At 69.1% G+C, this 13,948-nt stretch carries 15 protein-coding genes and 1 pseudogene; 7 read left to right on the plus strand and 9 right to left on the minus strand.

Annotated features, from left to right (window positions below):
• Positions 1-13: 13 nt before the first annotated feature.
• Positions 14-472 carry a Fic family protein gene (locus tag ACRDSQ_RS16325; RefSeq protein WP_431422140.1) on the minus strand — a complete coding sequence of 153 codons (459 nt, stop codon included), beginning with the start codon at positions 470-472 and terminating at the stop codon, positions 14-16.
• Here ACRDSQ_RS16325 and ACRDSQ_RS16330 point away from each other — a divergent pair.
• On the plus strand, positions 416-646 hold the full coding sequence (locus ACRDSQ_RS16330; RefSeq protein WP_431422141.1) for a hypothetical protein: 231 nt from the start codon (positions 416-418) through the stop codon (positions 644-646). The two genes, ACRDSQ_RS16325 and ACRDSQ_RS16330, sit on opposite strands and share 57 nt — an antisense overlap.
• 239 nt (positions 647-885) lie before the next feature.
• On the opposite strand, the gene ACRDSQ_RS16335 is transcribed toward ACRDSQ_RS16330, so the two are convergent.
• Together ACRDSQ_RS16335 and ACRDSQ_RS16340 are read right to left on the minus strand one after the other, a co-directional pair.
• Positions 886-1,101: a hypothetical protein gene (locus ACRDSQ_RS16335; RefSeq protein WP_431422117.1), complete on the minus strand. Its 216-nt coding sequence runs from the start codon at positions 1,099-1,101 to the stop codon at positions 886-888.
• Complete coding sequence (locus ACRDSQ_RS16340; RefSeq protein ID WP_431422119.1) at positions 1,098-1,310, minus strand: hypothetical protein; 213 nt, start codon at positions 1,308-1,310, stop codon at positions 1,098-1,100. Before ACRDSQ_RS16340 ends, ACRDSQ_RS16335 begins: the two co-directional genes overlap by 4 nt.
• A 75-nt stretch (positions 1,311-1,385) precedes the next feature.
• Here ACRDSQ_RS16340 and ACRDSQ_RS16345 point away from each other — a divergent pair, with 75 nt between their 5' ends.
• Entirely contained in the window at positions 1,386-2,270 is an 885-nt protein-coding gene (locus ACRDSQ_RS16345) for a helix-turn-helix domain-containing protein (protein WP_431422121.1), read from the plus strand.
• Positions 2,271-2,292: 22 nt separating this feature from the next.
• Positions 2,293-2,478, plus strand: coding sequence for a DUF397 domain-containing protein (locus ACRDSQ_RS16350; protein WP_431422123.1), 186 nt, complete (start codon positions 2,293-2,295; stop codon positions 2,476-2,478).
• Between the two features lie 67 nt (positions 2,479-2,545).
• On the opposite strand, the gene ACRDSQ_RS16355 is transcribed toward ACRDSQ_RS16350, so the two are convergent.
• On the minus strand, positions 2,546-3,256 hold the full coding sequence (locus tag ACRDSQ_RS16355; protein ID WP_431422125.1) for a GNAT family N-acetyltransferase: 711 nt from the start codon (positions 3,254-3,256) through the stop codon (positions 2,546-2,548).
• Between the two features lie 147 nt (positions 3,257-3,403).
• Between ACRDSQ_RS16355 and ACRDSQ_RS16360 the strand changes: the two genes are divergently transcribed.
• The gene (locus ACRDSQ_RS16360) at positions 3,404-4,999 is read left to right on the plus strand and encodes an alpha/beta hydrolase (RefSeq protein WP_431422127.1); all 1,596 of its coding nucleotides are present in this window, start codon (positions 3,404-3,406) and stop codon (positions 4,997-4,999) included.
• Between the two features lie 53 nt (positions 5,000-5,052).
• Here the strand turns inward: ACRDSQ_RS16360 and ACRDSQ_RS16365 are convergent, their stop codons facing one another.
• The 5 genes from ACRDSQ_RS16365 to ACRDSQ_RS16385 are packed head-to-tail and all read right to left on the minus strand — an operon-like array spanning position 5,053 to position 8,949.
• Positions 5,053-5,451, minus strand: a complete 399-nt coding sequence (locus tag ACRDSQ_RS16365) for a type II toxin-antitoxin system VapC family toxin (protein WP_431422129.1) — start codon at positions 5,449-5,451, stop codon at positions 5,053-5,055.
• Positions 5,439-5,711 (minus strand): AbrB/MazE/SpoVT family DNA-binding domain-containing protein, encoded by a 273-nt coding sequence (locus ACRDSQ_RS16370; protein ID WP_431422130.1) that lies wholly within the window; start codon positions 5,709-5,711, stop codon positions 5,439-5,441. Before ACRDSQ_RS16370 ends, ACRDSQ_RS16365 begins: the two co-directional genes overlap by 13 nt.
• Complete coding sequence (locus ACRDSQ_RS16375; protein WP_431422131.1) at positions 5,696-7,237, minus strand: MFS transporter; 1,542 nt, start codon at positions 7,235-7,237, stop codon at positions 5,696-5,698. Before ACRDSQ_RS16375 ends, ACRDSQ_RS16370 begins: the two co-directional genes overlap by 16 nt.
• 10 nt (positions 7,238-7,247) lie before the next feature.
• Complete coding sequence (locus ACRDSQ_RS16380; RefSeq protein WP_431422133.1) at positions 7,248-7,955, minus strand: LppX_LprAFG lipoprotein; 708 nt, start codon at positions 7,953-7,955, stop codon at positions 7,248-7,250.
• A gap of 37 nt (positions 7,956-7,992) precedes the next feature.
• Positions 7,993-8,949, minus strand: a complete 957-nt coding sequence (locus ACRDSQ_RS16385) for a GlxA family transcriptional regulator (RefSeq protein WP_431422135.1) — start codon at positions 8,947-8,949, stop codon at positions 7,993-7,995.
• A 71-nt stretch (positions 8,950-9,020) separates the two neighbouring features.
• Here ACRDSQ_RS16385 and ACRDSQ_RS16390 point away from each other — a divergent pair, with 71 nt between their 5' ends.
• The 3 genes and pseudogenes from ACRDSQ_RS16390 to ACRDSQ_RS16400 form a co-directional block, all read left to right on the plus strand.
• Positions 9,021-10,322 carry an MFS transporter gene (locus tag ACRDSQ_RS16390; protein WP_431422137.1) on the plus strand — a complete coding sequence of 434 codons (1,302 nt, stop codon included), beginning with the start codon at positions 9,021-9,023 and terminating at the stop codon, positions 10,320-10,322.
• A gap of 92 nt (positions 10,323-10,414) precedes the next feature.
• Positions 10,415-11,758 carry a glutamine synthetase family protein gene (locus tag ACRDSQ_RS16395; RefSeq protein ID WP_431422139.1) on the plus strand — a complete coding sequence of 448 codons (1,344 nt, stop codon included), beginning with the start codon at positions 10,415-10,417 and terminating at the stop codon, positions 11,756-11,758.
• A 135-nt stretch (positions 11,759-11,893) separates the two neighbouring features.
• Positions 11,894-13,948, plus strand: a pseudogene (locus ACRDSQ_RS16400) (FkbM family methyltransferase); the annotation flags it as partial.

Genomic DNA, 13,948 nt, shown 5'->3' on the forward strand with positions numbered 1-13,948 from the left:
CCGCAATCCGCAGCTACCTGGCGACCGCCATCAAACACGGCGTCCGCTTCATCGACGCGCTGACCATGCTGGCCCAGCGCCGTCCCTGGCTGCCCGCACTTCCCGCATAACCAGCTGACCAGTCACCTCTGACGAATCTGTGGTGCAGCCAAGCCGATCGGATGATCGGATTCACGTCATCCATCTCGTTGTACATGTCAACGAGGCGATCCATTTGTGACTGAACTTGTTCCGGCGGTGTGTAATCCAGGCGGGAGCCATCCGGGCGAATCACACTGTTCTGTGATTGTTTCCAATCTCCGTGACGGAGTGTTGCCTCGAAACGAATCCCAGCAGGCCCCGTGGCCGAGTATGTTTGTTGAGTCCGTGTCAGTGCGACGTGCAACTGCCTGATCAGCGAGGTCGTGAGTGGCCGTTGTTCCCGGGCGAGTTCGGCCAGAAACTGCAGAGCCTCATACTGAGACCGAATTATCTCAAGAACATCCTCGTCGAGGCTTCCGGAGTTCGCATGGCCGACTGCCTCGGCGGTGATTCCTTCGGCAACAAGAGCCTCGGTTACGCCCCAGTCGACGTCGTACAGGCGCTCGATGATCCCGGTCTCGATCGCATGCCTGCGGAGACCGCGCTGCCGAGACTCGTGAAATGACTCGGTGTTGTGCGCGACGACCGTTTCCCAGGCGGTCTTCAGCGATGCCACTGACGCAAGGATCGACTGTACGTCTCCGTTGACGTGGGGCAGCGGCTCCACGTCAACCCATGGGAGATCCGCCATAGTCATGGGTCAGCAGCGTAGTAGGTGGACGGTCCGGCGCATCTTCGACCGTCTGTGCATACACGTTTCCGTCCGTTGGATCGCTGGTGACGAACTGCGCTGCAAGGGCTGAGTCAGTGCGGCCGGGGTGGTGCGGCTTCGGCCAGGTCGAAGCAGGTAAGACAAGGCGGCCACCGCCAGAAGTCGTAGTGGCCGTGGGGCGCGGTGAGACAGGGGGCGTTGCACATCGAGTAGAAGGTCGTGCCGTGCGAGTGCTCGTACACTCGGGCCTCGGCGTCGACCCAGTGCAGTCTCTCGCGGAACACCCCGACCATCCAGCGGCCACTCATGACGCGCTCAGTTCGGCGTTCCAGCGGTCCAGGCAGGCCGTGCACATGCGGGTGCGCGTGTCGCGGCGGAAGTCTTCGCGGGTGAGGACGATCTCGGCGCCGCACAAGGCGGGCGGCTCGTCGTGCGGGCATGGGCGGTACTGGCCGATGCGGATTCCGTGCAGCACACCGGATGCCGCTTGCCAGTCGTAGCGTCGAAAACCGGACATGTCTGCAACGTCTCGCCTTGCACCGAGTGCACGCAAGGCGAGCCACCACCTGATCGTGTGGTTCGCGGTGATTGCGTGCACCACGTGCAAGCAATCACGATGCGGGGCATGGCACGTTCCACGTCGACTGTCCGGTCACGTCAAGTCTCAGCCGAACTCAGAAGACTTCGCCTGGAACGCGGGTTCACGGCGGCGGAGTTCGCCGACCGGCTCGGCATGTCGGCCAGCAAGATCAGCCGGATCGAGACCGGCTTGCGGAGCCTGCGGGAGTCCGACGTCGCGGCGATGCTGGGACTGTTGGAGGTTCCCGAGCAGCGGCGCGAAGAACTCCTCGCGATGGTTCGCAGCCAGGACAAGACGGGCTGGTGGCAGACCCAGGGGTCGGGACTGCCGGAACTGTGGAAGGGCCTGATCGACCTCGAATCCCGCGCCACTCGAATCCACAACTTCGAGCTTGCATTTGTTCCCGGCCTGCTGCAGACCGCCGACTACTCGGCAGCCGTTATCCAGGGCATCAGACCGATGCTGCCGGAAAGCGACTTGGCGAGGTTGGTCGGCTCCCGGATGACTCGGCAGTTGATGCTGCGGAAGCAGGACAAGGACTTTGTTTTCGTGGTGGATGAGTCCGTGCTGCGCCGCACGATCGGCGAACAGGGCGTCATGGGCAACCAGCTCCGGCACTTGGCGTCATTCCACGATCGGCCCAACATCAGGCTCCGGGTCGTTCCTGCCGACGCGGGTGCTTATGCTGGACTTCGCGGCCCATTCATGATCCTGGACTTCAAAGCCGAGCCGAGCGTCGCCTACTACGAGAACCACGGCACGTGTGTGTTCCCCGAAGCCAAGGATGATGTTGCCGCCTATCGGCAGGCCTTGCGCGATATCCTGGCAACGGCACTCAGCCCGGCCGACTCGGTCGAGTTGATCAACGCTGTCGTCGCCGAGAGCCCCAAGGGGTGATCGCGGCAAGAGAGGAATTGCCATGGCTCTGGTCGATCTCAGTGGGGCTAGCTGGCGCAAGAGCTCCCGCAGCAGTGATCAGCCCAACTGTGTCGAGGTCGCCTTCGCTGAGCAAGCTGTCGGTGTCCGCGACTCCAAGGACGCCACCGGCCCCGCACTGGTGTTCCCCGCTTCCTCCTGGCGCCAAGCACTCCGTCGGACATCCTGACTCCCGGTCAGGGAGTTCGCTGGAAGTGGTGGACCTCGGCCGCGTCCCGATACCCCATTCGCCGGTACTAGGCGCGCGGCCAGCTCGTGGCCTCCGCGGTGAGGAAGGACAGGTCGCAGCCCGCGTCCCGAGCCCGGTGCAGCGCCTCGATCACCATGCCCTTCGCGTAGCCCTTGCCGCGGTGCTCCGGCCGGGTGACGACGTTCTCGAACTGGGCCAACCCGTCTGACACGCATAGTTCCCCGCGAGCCACCACATCGCCGGACGCGTCGCGGACACCGAGGAAGGTGACCTCGGCGCCCAGGGAGTAGAGCCGCGCACGGTCGGCCAGCTGCGCGTGGGACTCGTCGCTGTCGTCGGGGTAGTCCGCTTTCCAGTCCTCCAGCAGCGACTGCCGCAACTCGTCGAACGAGAGCGCCTCGACCGGACCGCGGACCCGTGCGGACAGGTCGCCGGAGTGGATCATCGTGACGATCCGCTCCGCCTCGTATCCCGCGGCTTCGAACGCGGGGGCCGCCGCCGCGCCTTGGGGGCCGTCGGTGAAGTTGACCAGCCGGTGCGCGTGTCCGTTGTCGCCCAACACCTTGTCGGCCGCCACGATCACCACCGCGGGCTCGACCTCGCTCGTGACGACCACCCGGTTGTGGTGCCACGACGCCGGATAGTCGTGTTGCAGCAACGCGTGTCCCCACCCGAATTCGACGATCTCGGTCGCCTGCACCCGGGCGAACCGGTCCTCGAACGCCGCGATCCGGCGCAGCGCCACACTTGTGTCCATCTGCCCATCATGGCGCAGGCATCAGCCTCACGGATGTTTATAAACCATCCCCAGGTCTGATCAAGTCCAGACGAACGTCAGGGGTTCCCGCGCCGTCGACCGGGACACAGTGGCATCGGGATCACAAAACCTAGAGGGGAACCCGAAATGTCGCATAAGAAGAGAGTCCTGGCAGTGGGGGTCGCGGTCGCCTTGGCGTCCGCGGTGGTGCCGCCGATCGCCTCGGCCGACGCCACGCGCCTACCCGTGCCGAAGATCCAGTGGCAGCAGTGCCCGGACGACAAGCACCTCCTGTGCGCGATGGTGCCGGTGCCTCTGGACTACGCCGACCCGCGTGGCAAGAAGATCAGCCTGCGGCTGGTCAAGCGGAAGGCCGACCAGCCGAACCGCAAGATCGGCACCTTGTTCATCAACAACGGCGGCCCCGGTGGCTCCGCGGCCGACTTCGCCGTCGGCGCGGGCGATGTGCTCGGCGCGAGCACCCGGCAGCGGTTCGACATCGTGGGCATCGACCCGCGCGGCATCGGCGGGCAGCGCAACTGCCTGACCGAGGGCTGCGGCAGTGAGCCGGTGGTCTGCGCCGCCGCGCCGCAAGACCCGCCGGGCCCGCCGGTCCCGGCCGCCTTCCCGCGTAGCGACAGCGAAGTGCGCGCCCAGCTGGCGTTCGACGACTTCTACCGCGGGCTGTGCGACAAGCGCGGCAACGAGATCCTCGACCACATGTCGACCGCCGACACCGCGCGCGACATGGACCTGATGCGCCAGGCCGTCGGGGACCGGCAGCTGAACTTCTACGGCATCTCCTACGGCAGCGTCCTCGGCGCCACCTACGCCGCGATGTTCCCGAACAAGATCCGCGCGCTCATCGTCGACGGCGTGCTCGACCCGGTCGCGTGGTCCACCGGCCGCGGCGACCACGCCAAGTACGTCGCGTCCGCCCGGTTCGGCAGTGAGTACGGCGCCTGGGAGTCGCTGCACAGCTCATTCGCCGAGTGCGACCGCGTCGGCGCGGCCCGGTGCCCGGCGGCGGGCCAGGCGAGCGGCAAGTTCCACAAGGTCGTCGAGCGACTCAAGCAGGGTGACGTCGACACGCCGGACGGCAAGCTCAACTACCAGGAAGTCATGGGCACCCTGCTCGGCGCGATGTACCGCCCGGACAACTACCGGCTGATCATGGACTTCGTCGAGGCCATGCACCAGCAGATCTTCGGCGCCTCCCGGGCGCCGAGCCGCGCGGGTGACGCATGGAAGAACCTCCGCGCCGCCGAACGCCCCGCCGTCCCGACCTTCGGCGACGAGGTGATCGCCCCGACGTTCCACGGCGTCCTGTGCTCCGACAGCGTCAACCCGACCGACCGCGAAGCCCCGATCCGCTCCGCCGCGCACGCCGAGGCCAACGGCCCCGGCTTCGGCGAACTGTGGTCGTGGATCTCCTCTCCGTGCGTCAACTGGCCGGGCTCGTCGAAGTCGGCGTTCCGCGGCCCGTACAAGGTCAAGACGTCGACCCCGCTGCTGATCGTCGGCAACACCCACGACCCGGCCACCCCGATCAGCGGCGCCCGCGCGCTCAACGGCCTGATGAAGGGTTCGCGGATGCTGACCCTCGATGGCTGGGGCCATGGCACGCTGGAGATGAGCTCGTGTGTCACCGGGAAGTTCGAGTCCTACCTGATCAACCGGAAACTCCCGGTCCCCGGCACGGTGTGCCAGACCGACGCCCCACTGTTCCCGGCAGCTAGCTAGTCACCTCGACACGGTCGCGTCCGCCCATGCGGGCGCGACCGTGTCTCGGCCGGCTAGAGAACGGTGATCCTCGGATCAATTCCCGCCCAACGCTTGTCGGCGGTCACTATCGATGTCGCTTCATCGATGATCCCGGTGGCGATGACCAACGCATCGGGCAAGCGCAGCGCGCGATGACGGGCCCGAAGCTGCGCCGCTGTCGCCGCGACCTCTCGGTCGAGGACTCGGCACGGGCCGAAAAGACGGTTCACGGCGGCCGTTCGGTGTTCCACGATCCCGCCGTTGCGCCTGGCTTCTCCGACCAGCACTTCGGCCAAGACGGAAGCGGGCACCAGGAATCGATGGCCATCGACATGCGCACGCTGGATCGCGTTCAGCGCGGACAGATGATGGATATCGAGTGGGTCGAAGACGGCGATGATGACGCTCGCGTCCAGGACTACCGATCCCACTCGTTCCTCAGTTCTTCCAGAGTGGTGGCCTCGGAAAGGCCTGGGGCGGAGCCCGCGAGTTCGTTCAGGGCGTCGAGAAACGGATCGGAGTGTCGGACGAGTCGGAAGACGCCGTCTGCTTCGACTTCCACCCGTAAGACGTCGCCAGGCTTCACGTGAGCTGCGGCGAGCGCGGCCACGGGCAGCGTGACTTGATTCTTCCTGCTGACCTTGGTCGTGCGAACGGGCTCACCATCGTGATGCTTTACTTCGACGCCCATGAGTAAAGCGTAGCAGCCTTCGTGCGCTGTGTGGTGATCAGCAGAGCCAGCAGCGCGCCGGCCGCGCACACGATCGAGGTGATCAGGAAGATGTCGGTGTACTGGGTGACCAGCGCCTGGTTGAGCTCCGTCCGGTACTGCGCCATCTGCCGCGCGAACTCCGCCTCGTCCATCCCGAACGGCAGCGGCGGGTTCAGGTTCGCCGTGAGGCTGTGGAACCGGTGCAGCCCCCACGCCGACAGTGCCGCGACACCCACGAGCATCCCGGTCATCCGCGCGACCACCACACCCGCCGACGCGACCCCGTGCCGCTCAGCGGGAACGACGCGCAGCACGGCCGCCGACAGCGGCGCGATCACCAGGCCCAACCCGAACCCGGCCACCGCGAGATCGGTGTCCAAAGTGGGCAGTCCCAACAGGTGCGTGGTCGACTCGACGTCGACGGTCCACCCGGACATCAGCAGATACCCGACTCCCGCGATCAGCATCCCGACGACCGTGACGATCCGGTCCCCGAACCGCGCCGCCGCATAGCCGCCCACGAGCGCGCCGATTGGCAGCGCGATCAGGAAGCGCAGCAGGACGAACACCGCGCCGCTGTCGTCGTCGCCGAGCAGCGACTGGGCGAACAGGTCGACGTTCACCAGCGTCACCATCAGCGCCGCACCGGCCGCCGCGGACACGCCGAGCGAGGCCAGGAACGGCCGCATGGCCACCCCCGCCGGGTCGATCAGCTTGGTCCGCGCGCGCCGCTCCCACAGCAGGAACGCCACCAGCGCCACCACCGCGCCGACAAGCATCCCCGGACCCCACGACGGCAGCACCGCTTCGCGCGGGGTCGGGTTGTAGAGGCCGATCACGGCCAGCCCGAGCGTCACCGCGAGCAGCAGCCCGCCGACAACGTCCACCCGCACGGGATTCTCGGCGCGCTGGTGCGCGGGCACGGTCAGCTGGATCGCCACCATCGCGATCACCGCCAGCGGCACGTTGACCCAGAACACCGCACGCCACCCGGAGATGTCGGCCCACAGCGGCAGACTCGCGATGGCCACCCCGTACAGCGGTCCGAGCACGCTCCCGAGTTCCTGCGCCGCGCCGACCGCGCCGAGCACGGTGGAGCGGCGGTGCGCGTCCCAAAGATCAGCTGCCAGCGCCATCGTCACCGGCAGCAGCGCTCCACTCGCGACGCCCTGGATCACCCGCCCGGTCACCAGCACCGCGAGGTCACTGGACAGCGCGGTGACCACGGAGCCCACGAGAAACCCGAGCAGGCACAGCTGCAGCAGCAGCTTGCGGCCGAACCGATCCGACGCCTGACCCAGCAGCGGCATCGCCGCGATGTAGCCCAGCAGGTACCCCGTGACGATCGGGGTGACCTTCTCCAGCCGGTTGATCGGGATCTGCAGGTCCTCGATGATCTGCCGGATCACGCTGACCACCACATAGGTGTCGAGCGCGCCGAGTAGCACCGCGAGCCCGCCCGCGCCGATCGCGATCGACCGGCCGCGCCCGGTGGTTCCCGTCATCGGCTCAGACCTAGGCCGGCGCGGTGATGGTGACCGGCTTGCCCACATCGGACAGCGTCAGATCGACCGTGGCCTCGCCGCCGTCGGACGCGGCCAGCTTCACCGAAGCCTTGACCGGCAGCTTGGTGTCCTCGCGCAGCCAGAAGGTGACGTCCGCATCGGAGGCGACCCCGGGCACGATCGCCGAGACCACGTCCTGGGCGCCGCGTCCCTTGACCCGGTAGGTCGACACACCGTCGACGTCTTCCTTGGCCTCGGTCCTCGGGTCCTTGATCTGCGCGAGCACGTTCGCGATGCCCTTGTCGGGGTTCAGGATCGCCGACGGGTCGTACAGGTTCGACGTCAGCGCCGCCGGGTACTTCTGGAAGCCGCCCGTGGGGCCCTTGATGTAGAGGGAGTCGTCGACGAGGACGAACTCGCCCTCGATGAGCTGGCCCATCAGGGTCAGCTTGACCGTGCCCTTCGCCGCGCCCGACGGCCCGCCTTCGCGGGTCAGGTCGCCCTCGGCGTTCTGCACGGGGATGGCCGCGACCGTCCCGTTGACCTTCAGGCTGAAGTGGGCGCTGCGGACCTCGCGCATCGCCGCGGCCGCGTCCTTCATCAGCGCCGCCCCGTCCGGCAGGCTCGCGCCCCCGGGTGTGTCAGTGTCCGATGTGCACCCAGCGGCGAGGGCCGCGGTGAGCGCGAGGGCCCCAAGGAAGATCCGGCGCGTGACCATGCTGCGCATCGTAGGGCCACCTGGCTGAGACCGTGTCTCAGCCGGTCCGGAATGTCTTTCGGTACGCGAGTGGTGACACACCGACGGCTGTCCGCATGTGCTGGCGCAACGATGTCGCGCTGCGCAGCCCCGACCGTTCGGCCACCTGGTCTATCGGCAGGTCCGTCGTCTCCAGGAGGTGGAGCGCGTGCCGGACGCGCTGCTGGATCAGCCAGGTGCCGGGCGACTCACCGGTTTCCGCTCGGAAGTGCCGCGAGAAGGTCCGCACGCTCATCTTCGCGTGGGCGGCGAGCGCGCTCAGCTCCAGCGGCTCGTGAAGACGGTCGAGTGCCCACGCCCGGGTCGCCGAGGCGCCGCCCGCCCCGACGGGCAGCGGACGCTCGATGTACTGCGACTGCCCGCCCTCGCGCCAGGGCGGCACCACGCAGTACCGCGCCGCACGGTTCGCCACCTCGCTGCCGTGGTCGGACCGCACGACGTGCAGGCACAGATCGATCCCCGCGCTCAGGCCCGCGGACGTCAGCACGTCGCCGTCGTCGACGAAGAGCACATCCGGGGTCAACCGAACCGCCGGATATAAAGCACGGAACTGGTCCGCGAAGCGCCAGTGAGTCGTCGCGGGACGTCCGTCGAGGATGCCCGCGGCGCCCATGACGAACGCGCCGGTGCAGATCGACATCAGCCGGGTGCCGGGCCGGATCAGCGCGAGCGCGTCGGCCAGCGGGCCGGGCAGTGTCCCGTCGTGACGCGGGCCTGGTGCGCGGGTTCCGGGCACGATCACGGTGTCCGCCCAGGCCAGGGCATCGGGGCCGTGATCGAGCACGGCGGTGAACCCGGCGGTCACCGGCACCGGCTTCGCGTCCACACCGCACACCACCACCTCATAGAGCGGCGACCCGTCGGCGCCGACCGAGGCGTTGAAGATCTGCGGCGGAATGCACAGGTCGTAGCCCACCGCCTCCTCCACCGCGAGGACGGCTATCCGATGCGTCATGGCCAGATTCTTTCACATAGTGGCAATCAGGCCACTTGTTCGACGGTCGGCGAACGAACAGGCTGAACCGTGTGACCCAACTGGATATCCGCCCGCGCCTGCACCGGGCCTGGATCGTCGCGGCCGTAGCCTTTGTCGCGCTCGTCGGCGCCGCGGGCTTCCGCGCCGCGCCGAGCGTGCTCATCGATCCGTTGCATCGCGAGTTCGGCTGGACGACAGCGACCATCTCGGGCGCCGTGTCGATCAACCTCATCCTGTTCGGGTTGATCTCACCCTTCGCCGCCGCGCTCATGGAACGCCTCGGCATGCGCAAGGTCGTCGCGGGCGCACTCCTGCTGGTCTCCGCGGGCAGCGGCCTGACGGTGTTCATGACCGAGACCTGGCAGCTCCTGCTCCTCTGGGGCGTGTGCGTCGGCACCGGCACCGGCGCGATGGCCCTCGCCTTCGTCGCCACGGTCACCTCCCGCTGGTTCGCGCAGAAGCAAGGCCTGGTCAGCGGGGTCCTCACCGCCGCGGGCGCGGCCGGGCAACTCGTCTTCCTGCCGGTGGTCGCCCACCTCGCCGAAGGCAGCGGCTGGCGCACCGCGAGCATGACCGTCGCCATCGCCGCGCTCGCCGTCGTCCCGCTGGTGTTGCTCGCCCTGCACGACAACCCAGCCGATGTCGGCACCACCGCCTACGGCGCGGGCCCGCTCGACCCGCCGCCGGTCTCCGCCACCGCGGACCGAACCGCGATGCGCGCGATCACCGTGTTGCGAGACGCCGCCCGGACCCGCACCTTCTGGCTCCTCGCGGGCGGCTTCGCGATCTGCGGCGCGTCCACGAACGGGTTGATCGGCACCCACTTCGTCCCCGCCGCCCACGACCACGGCATGCCGCCCACCACCGCCGCGGGCCTGCTCGCCCTGGTCGGCCTCTTCGACGTCGCGGGCACGATCCTGTCCGGCTGGCTCACCGACAAGGTCAACCCGCGGATCCTGCTCGCCGTCTACTACAGCTTGCGCGGCGCGTCCCTGCTCGTGCTCCCGCATCTGTTCGCCGCCACGACCGAGCCGCCGATGTGGGCGTTCATCGTCTTCTATGGACTGGACTGGGTCGCGACCGTGCCGCCCACGGTCGCCCTGTGCAGGCGCGCGTTCGGCGCCGACGGCCCGATCGTGTTCGGCTGGGTCTTCGCCTCCCACCAGGTCGGCGCCGCCGTCGCCGCGCTCGGCGCCGGTCTCACCCGCGACCACCAGGGCAGCTACGACCTGGCCTGGTACGTCGCGGGCGGCCTCTGCGCGATCGCGGCTGTGATGTCCATACTCGTCCCACCACCCCGGAGGCGACTTGGACGTTCGGGATCGCAGACCAGTGACCTAAGGGGACCGTGACGGCGATTGACCACGGTGACCCACCTGACCACCGGTGAGCCACGCCACTTGACCCAACGTCAAAATTTCGGGGAGGCGGATAAGGTGCGCCTATGGATCGCCAGCAAGAATTCGTGCTGCGCTCGCTTGAGGAGCGCAACATCCGGTTCGTCCGGCTGTGGTTCACCGACGTCCTGGGCTTCCTGAAGTCCGTCGCCGTCGCGCCTGCCGAGCTGGAGGGCGCGTTCGCCGAGGGCATCGGCTTCGACGGCTCGGCGATCGAGGGCTTCTCCCGGGTCTACGAGTCCGACATGGTCGCCCGCCCCGACCCGGCCACCTTCCAGGTCCTCCCGTGGGAGACCCCGGAGGGCGAGCCCTACTCGGCGCGCATGTTCTGCGACATCGCGATGCCCGACGGCTCGCCGTCCTGGGCCGACCCACGCCACGTGCTGCGCCGCACCCTGTCCAAGGCCAGCGAGGCCGGGTTCACCTGCTACGTGCACCCGGAGATCGAGTTCTTCCTGCTCAAGGACATCCCGGTGGACGGCAAGGAGCCGACCCCCGCGGACAACGGCGGCTACTTCGACCAGGCCAGCCACGCCACCGCGACGCACTTCCGCAGGCACGCCATCGAGACCCTCGAGGCCATGGGCATCTCGGTCGAGTTCAGCCACCACGAGGGCGCGCCCGGCCAGCAGGAGATCGACCTGCGCTACGCCGACGCCCTGACCATGGCCGACAACGTCATGACGTTCCGCTACGTGGTCAAGGAGGTCGCGCTCACCCAGGGCGTGTTCGCCTCGTTCATGCCCAAGCCGTTCTCCGACCAGCCCGGCTCCGGCATGCACACCCACGTCAGCCTGTTCGAGGGCGACCGCAACGCCTTCTACGACAGCGAGGACCCGTACCAGCTCTCCGCCACCGGCAAGGCGTTCGTCGCGGGCCTGCTCAAGCACGCCCGTGAGATCTCCGCGATCACCAACCAGTGGGTGAACTCGTACAAGAGGCTCATCGTCGGCGGCGAGGCCCCGACCGCGGTCTGCTGGGGCCACGCCAACCGGTCCGCGCTGGTCCGGGTGCCGATGTACTCGCCGAGCAAGGCGTCGTCGCGCCGGGTGGAGATCCGCTCGCTGGACTCCGCGTGCAACCCGTACCTGGCCTACTCGGTGATCCTCGCCGCCGGCCTCAAGGGTGTCGCCGAGGGCTACGAGCTGCCGCCCGCCGCCGAGGACGACGTCTGGTCGCTGTCGGACGCGGAGCGCCGCGCCGCCGGCTACGCCAACCTCCCGCAGAACCTGGGTGAGGCCCTGGCCGAGATGGAGAACTCCGAGCTGCTCGCCGAGACCCTCGGCGAGCACGTCTTCGACTTCTTCCTCCGCAACAAGCGCACCGAATGGGACGCCTACCGCCGCAGCGTCACCCCGTACGAACTCCGCTCCCTCCTCCCCGTCTTGTAGATGTGCGGCAACCCCGCAAACCGCACCCAAGGGGGAACGTGACGAAAGTCGACACCGGTGCCCCCTAAACGCACCGTTCCCCAACACGTGACCAGACTTTGAAATTTCGGGGAGGCGGCACAGTAGGTTGGCCGGGTGCTTCCCCCCGACGTGTCCCCGGTGATCGGCTCGACGGTGACCGGGTGCGCGGACCTTCCCGCCGCCCGGATCGCCGCGGAGACCTTCCGCCGCCACCACCCCGGCGCCACCTTCGTCACGCTCCTCGTCGACGGGCCCCGCGCGGACGGCGTGATCGTGCCCGCCGATCTCGGCATCGGAGCCGACGAACTCGCGGTGCTCGCCACCGGCCACACGGCACGCGAAGCGTGTGTCGCGCTCCGGCCGCGGCTGATGGAGTGGCTGCTCGGCAAGCACGACAGTCCGGTGCTCTACCTCGACCCGTGGGTCCGCGTGTACGCGCCGCTGGTGCCACATCTAGGCGACGCCGCGCTCGCGTTGGTGCCCAAGGTCCTGCGCCCGCTGCCCGCGGACGGTCTACGACCCGACGCCGAGGCCCTGCGCAAGGCAGGTGTCTACGACGAGGGCTTCGTCATCGTCGCCCACGGCGCCGAGCACTTCCTGCACTCCTGGGCCGAGGCGTCCACCGCCGACCCTGGCTCGGCGGGCGCGTTCCTCGACGGCGCCCCCGCCCTCGTCGACCACCGCGTCCTGCGTGACCCCGGCCTCGGCCTCTCCCGTTGGAACGCCGCCCAACGCCCGCTGGCGCTGGCCGCCGACGGCTCGGTGACCTCGGGCGGAGCACCGCTGCGGTCGGTCAACTTCGCGGGTTTCGACCCGACGCGGCCCTGGCTGCTCAGCGCCGACATCGCCGACCACCAGCGGGTGCTGCTCTCCGAGCATCCGCTGCTCAACCGCCTCTGCGCGGAGTACGCGGGCGAACTCGGCGAAGCACCCGAGCCCACCGTCCGGTTCGGCACGCTCGCCGACGGCACCGCGTTCCCGCCGTCGCTGCGGTCCGCGTACCGGCGGGCCAGGACCGGCCGGGACAAACCACCCGCCGCGGGCGCCGACCCGGCGGGTTTCCTGCGCTGGGCCTGCGCGCCCGATCCGGAACTGCCGCGCTGGGCGGTCGCCCTGTGGCGCGACGACTCCGAGCCCCGCGAACGCTTCGCCGACCCGTTCGGCGCCGACGCCGCGGCCTTCCGCGACTGGTGCGCCACCGACGCCGTCCTCACGGGCCGGATCCACCCCCGAGCCGTGCCCGGGCAGTCCGAGGTCGCGCTGGTCGACCAGATCGGTGTCTCCGTGCTCGGGGACAGCCCGCTGGCCGAGCGGCTCCGGCTGGCGGCGGGCGCCTCCGGGCTGCCGACGTCCGACCAGCCCGTCTACCCGGTGGTCCTGGCCTGCGACGGGACGTCGGGGATACCCCGGCAGCGGCACGTCATCGTGGTGCGCGACGAGTTCGGCCCCGTCCCCGCGCGCGCGGACGAGCGCTGGCTGGTCTGGCCCGCCTCGGCGCCCGCGCCCGACGGCGTCGCCACCCACACCGTGCCCCTCCCCGTCGTCGACCCAGGCGCCCGTGACGACGGCGCCAAGGAGGAGGCCAGGGCCAAGCTCGGACTGGACGCGGCGCCCGTCTTCGTCGCCCTCGCCGACCACGCCGACGACCTCATCGCCGCGTTCGCGGCGGCGTTCCGCGAACGGGCTGACGTCCGGCTGCTGCTGTTGGTCCCCGAATCGCGCGCGCGAACCGAGACCATTGAGCGGCTGCGTTCCTCAGCCGCGGGCAACGGTCGCGTCCGGCTGGTCACCGAGGCGTTCGACCTTGCCGTCGAAGCCGCGGACTGGGCCATCTCGCTGCACGAACCGGGCTGCGCGGACACCGCGAAGGTCAACGCCTGGCTCACCGAGACGTCGCTGCGGGGTGTCCCGCTCATCACGATCGTCGGGGGAGTGGGCGCGGACCTGCTGGGCGCCGACGGCTGCGTCGCGCTGCCCACCGACGAGTTCGCCGCCGACACGATGATCGCGGGCGCCATCCGCGACCTCGCCGACGACCACGCCACCGCGGACAAGGTCGGCTCGGCCGCCCGCACGTCCCTGCTCGACAACCTCGCGCCAGCCGTCACCGGCGCCGCCGTGCGCAGGCGGATCGAGCTCGCCTACCGCAGCTGGCGGGCGGGCCGGGCG

This window comes from Actinokineospora sp. (genome assembly GCF_050699995.1).
Classification (GTDB): Bacteria; Actinomycetota; Actinomycetes; order Mycobacteriales; family Pseudonocardiaceae; genus Actinokineospora.

Bases quoted from the DNA above. Each gene is read 5' to 3' on its own strand.
- ACRDSQ_RS16380 (WP_431422133.1), bottom strand. From the start codon at position 7,955: ATGGTCACGCGCCGGATCTTCCTTGGGGCCCTCGCGCTCACCGCGGCC.
- ACRDSQ_RS16370 (WP_431422130.1), bottom strand. From the start codon at position 5,711: ATGGGCGTCGAAGTAAAGCATCACGATGGTGAGCCCGTTCGCACGACC.
- ACRDSQ_RS16350 (WP_431422123.1), top strand. From the start codon at position 2,293: ATGGCTCTGGTCGATCTCAGTGGGGCTAGCTGGCGCAAGAGCTCCCGC.
- ACRDSQ_RS16385 (WP_431422135.1), bottom strand. From the start codon at position 8,949: ATGACGCATCGGATAGCCGTCCTCGCGGTGGAGGAGGCGGTGGGCTAC.
- ACRDSQ_RS16340 (WP_431422119.1), bottom strand. From the start codon at position 1,310: ATGTCCGGTTTTCGACGCTACGACTGGCAAGCGGCATCCGGTGTGCTG.
- ACRDSQ_RS16375 (WP_431422131.1), bottom strand. From the start codon at position 7,237: ATGACGGGAACCACCGGGCGCGGCCGGTCGATCGCGATCGGCGCGGGC.
- ACRDSQ_RS16360 (WP_431422127.1), top strand. From the start codon at position 3,404: ATGTCGCATAAGAAGAGAGTCCTGGCAGTGGGGGTCGCGGTCGCCTTG.
- ACRDSQ_RS16355 (WP_431422125.1), bottom strand. From the start codon at position 3,256: ATGGACACAAGTGTGGCGCTGCGCCGGATCGCGGCGTTCGAGGACCGG.
- ACRDSQ_RS16395 (WP_431422139.1), top strand. From the start codon at position 10,415: ATGGATCGCCAGCAAGAATTCGTGCTGCGCTCGCTTGAGGAGCGCAAC.
- ACRDSQ_RS16335 (WP_431422117.1), bottom strand. From the start codon at position 1,101: ATGAGTGGCCGCTGGATGGTCGGGGTGTTCCGCGAGAGACTGCACTGG.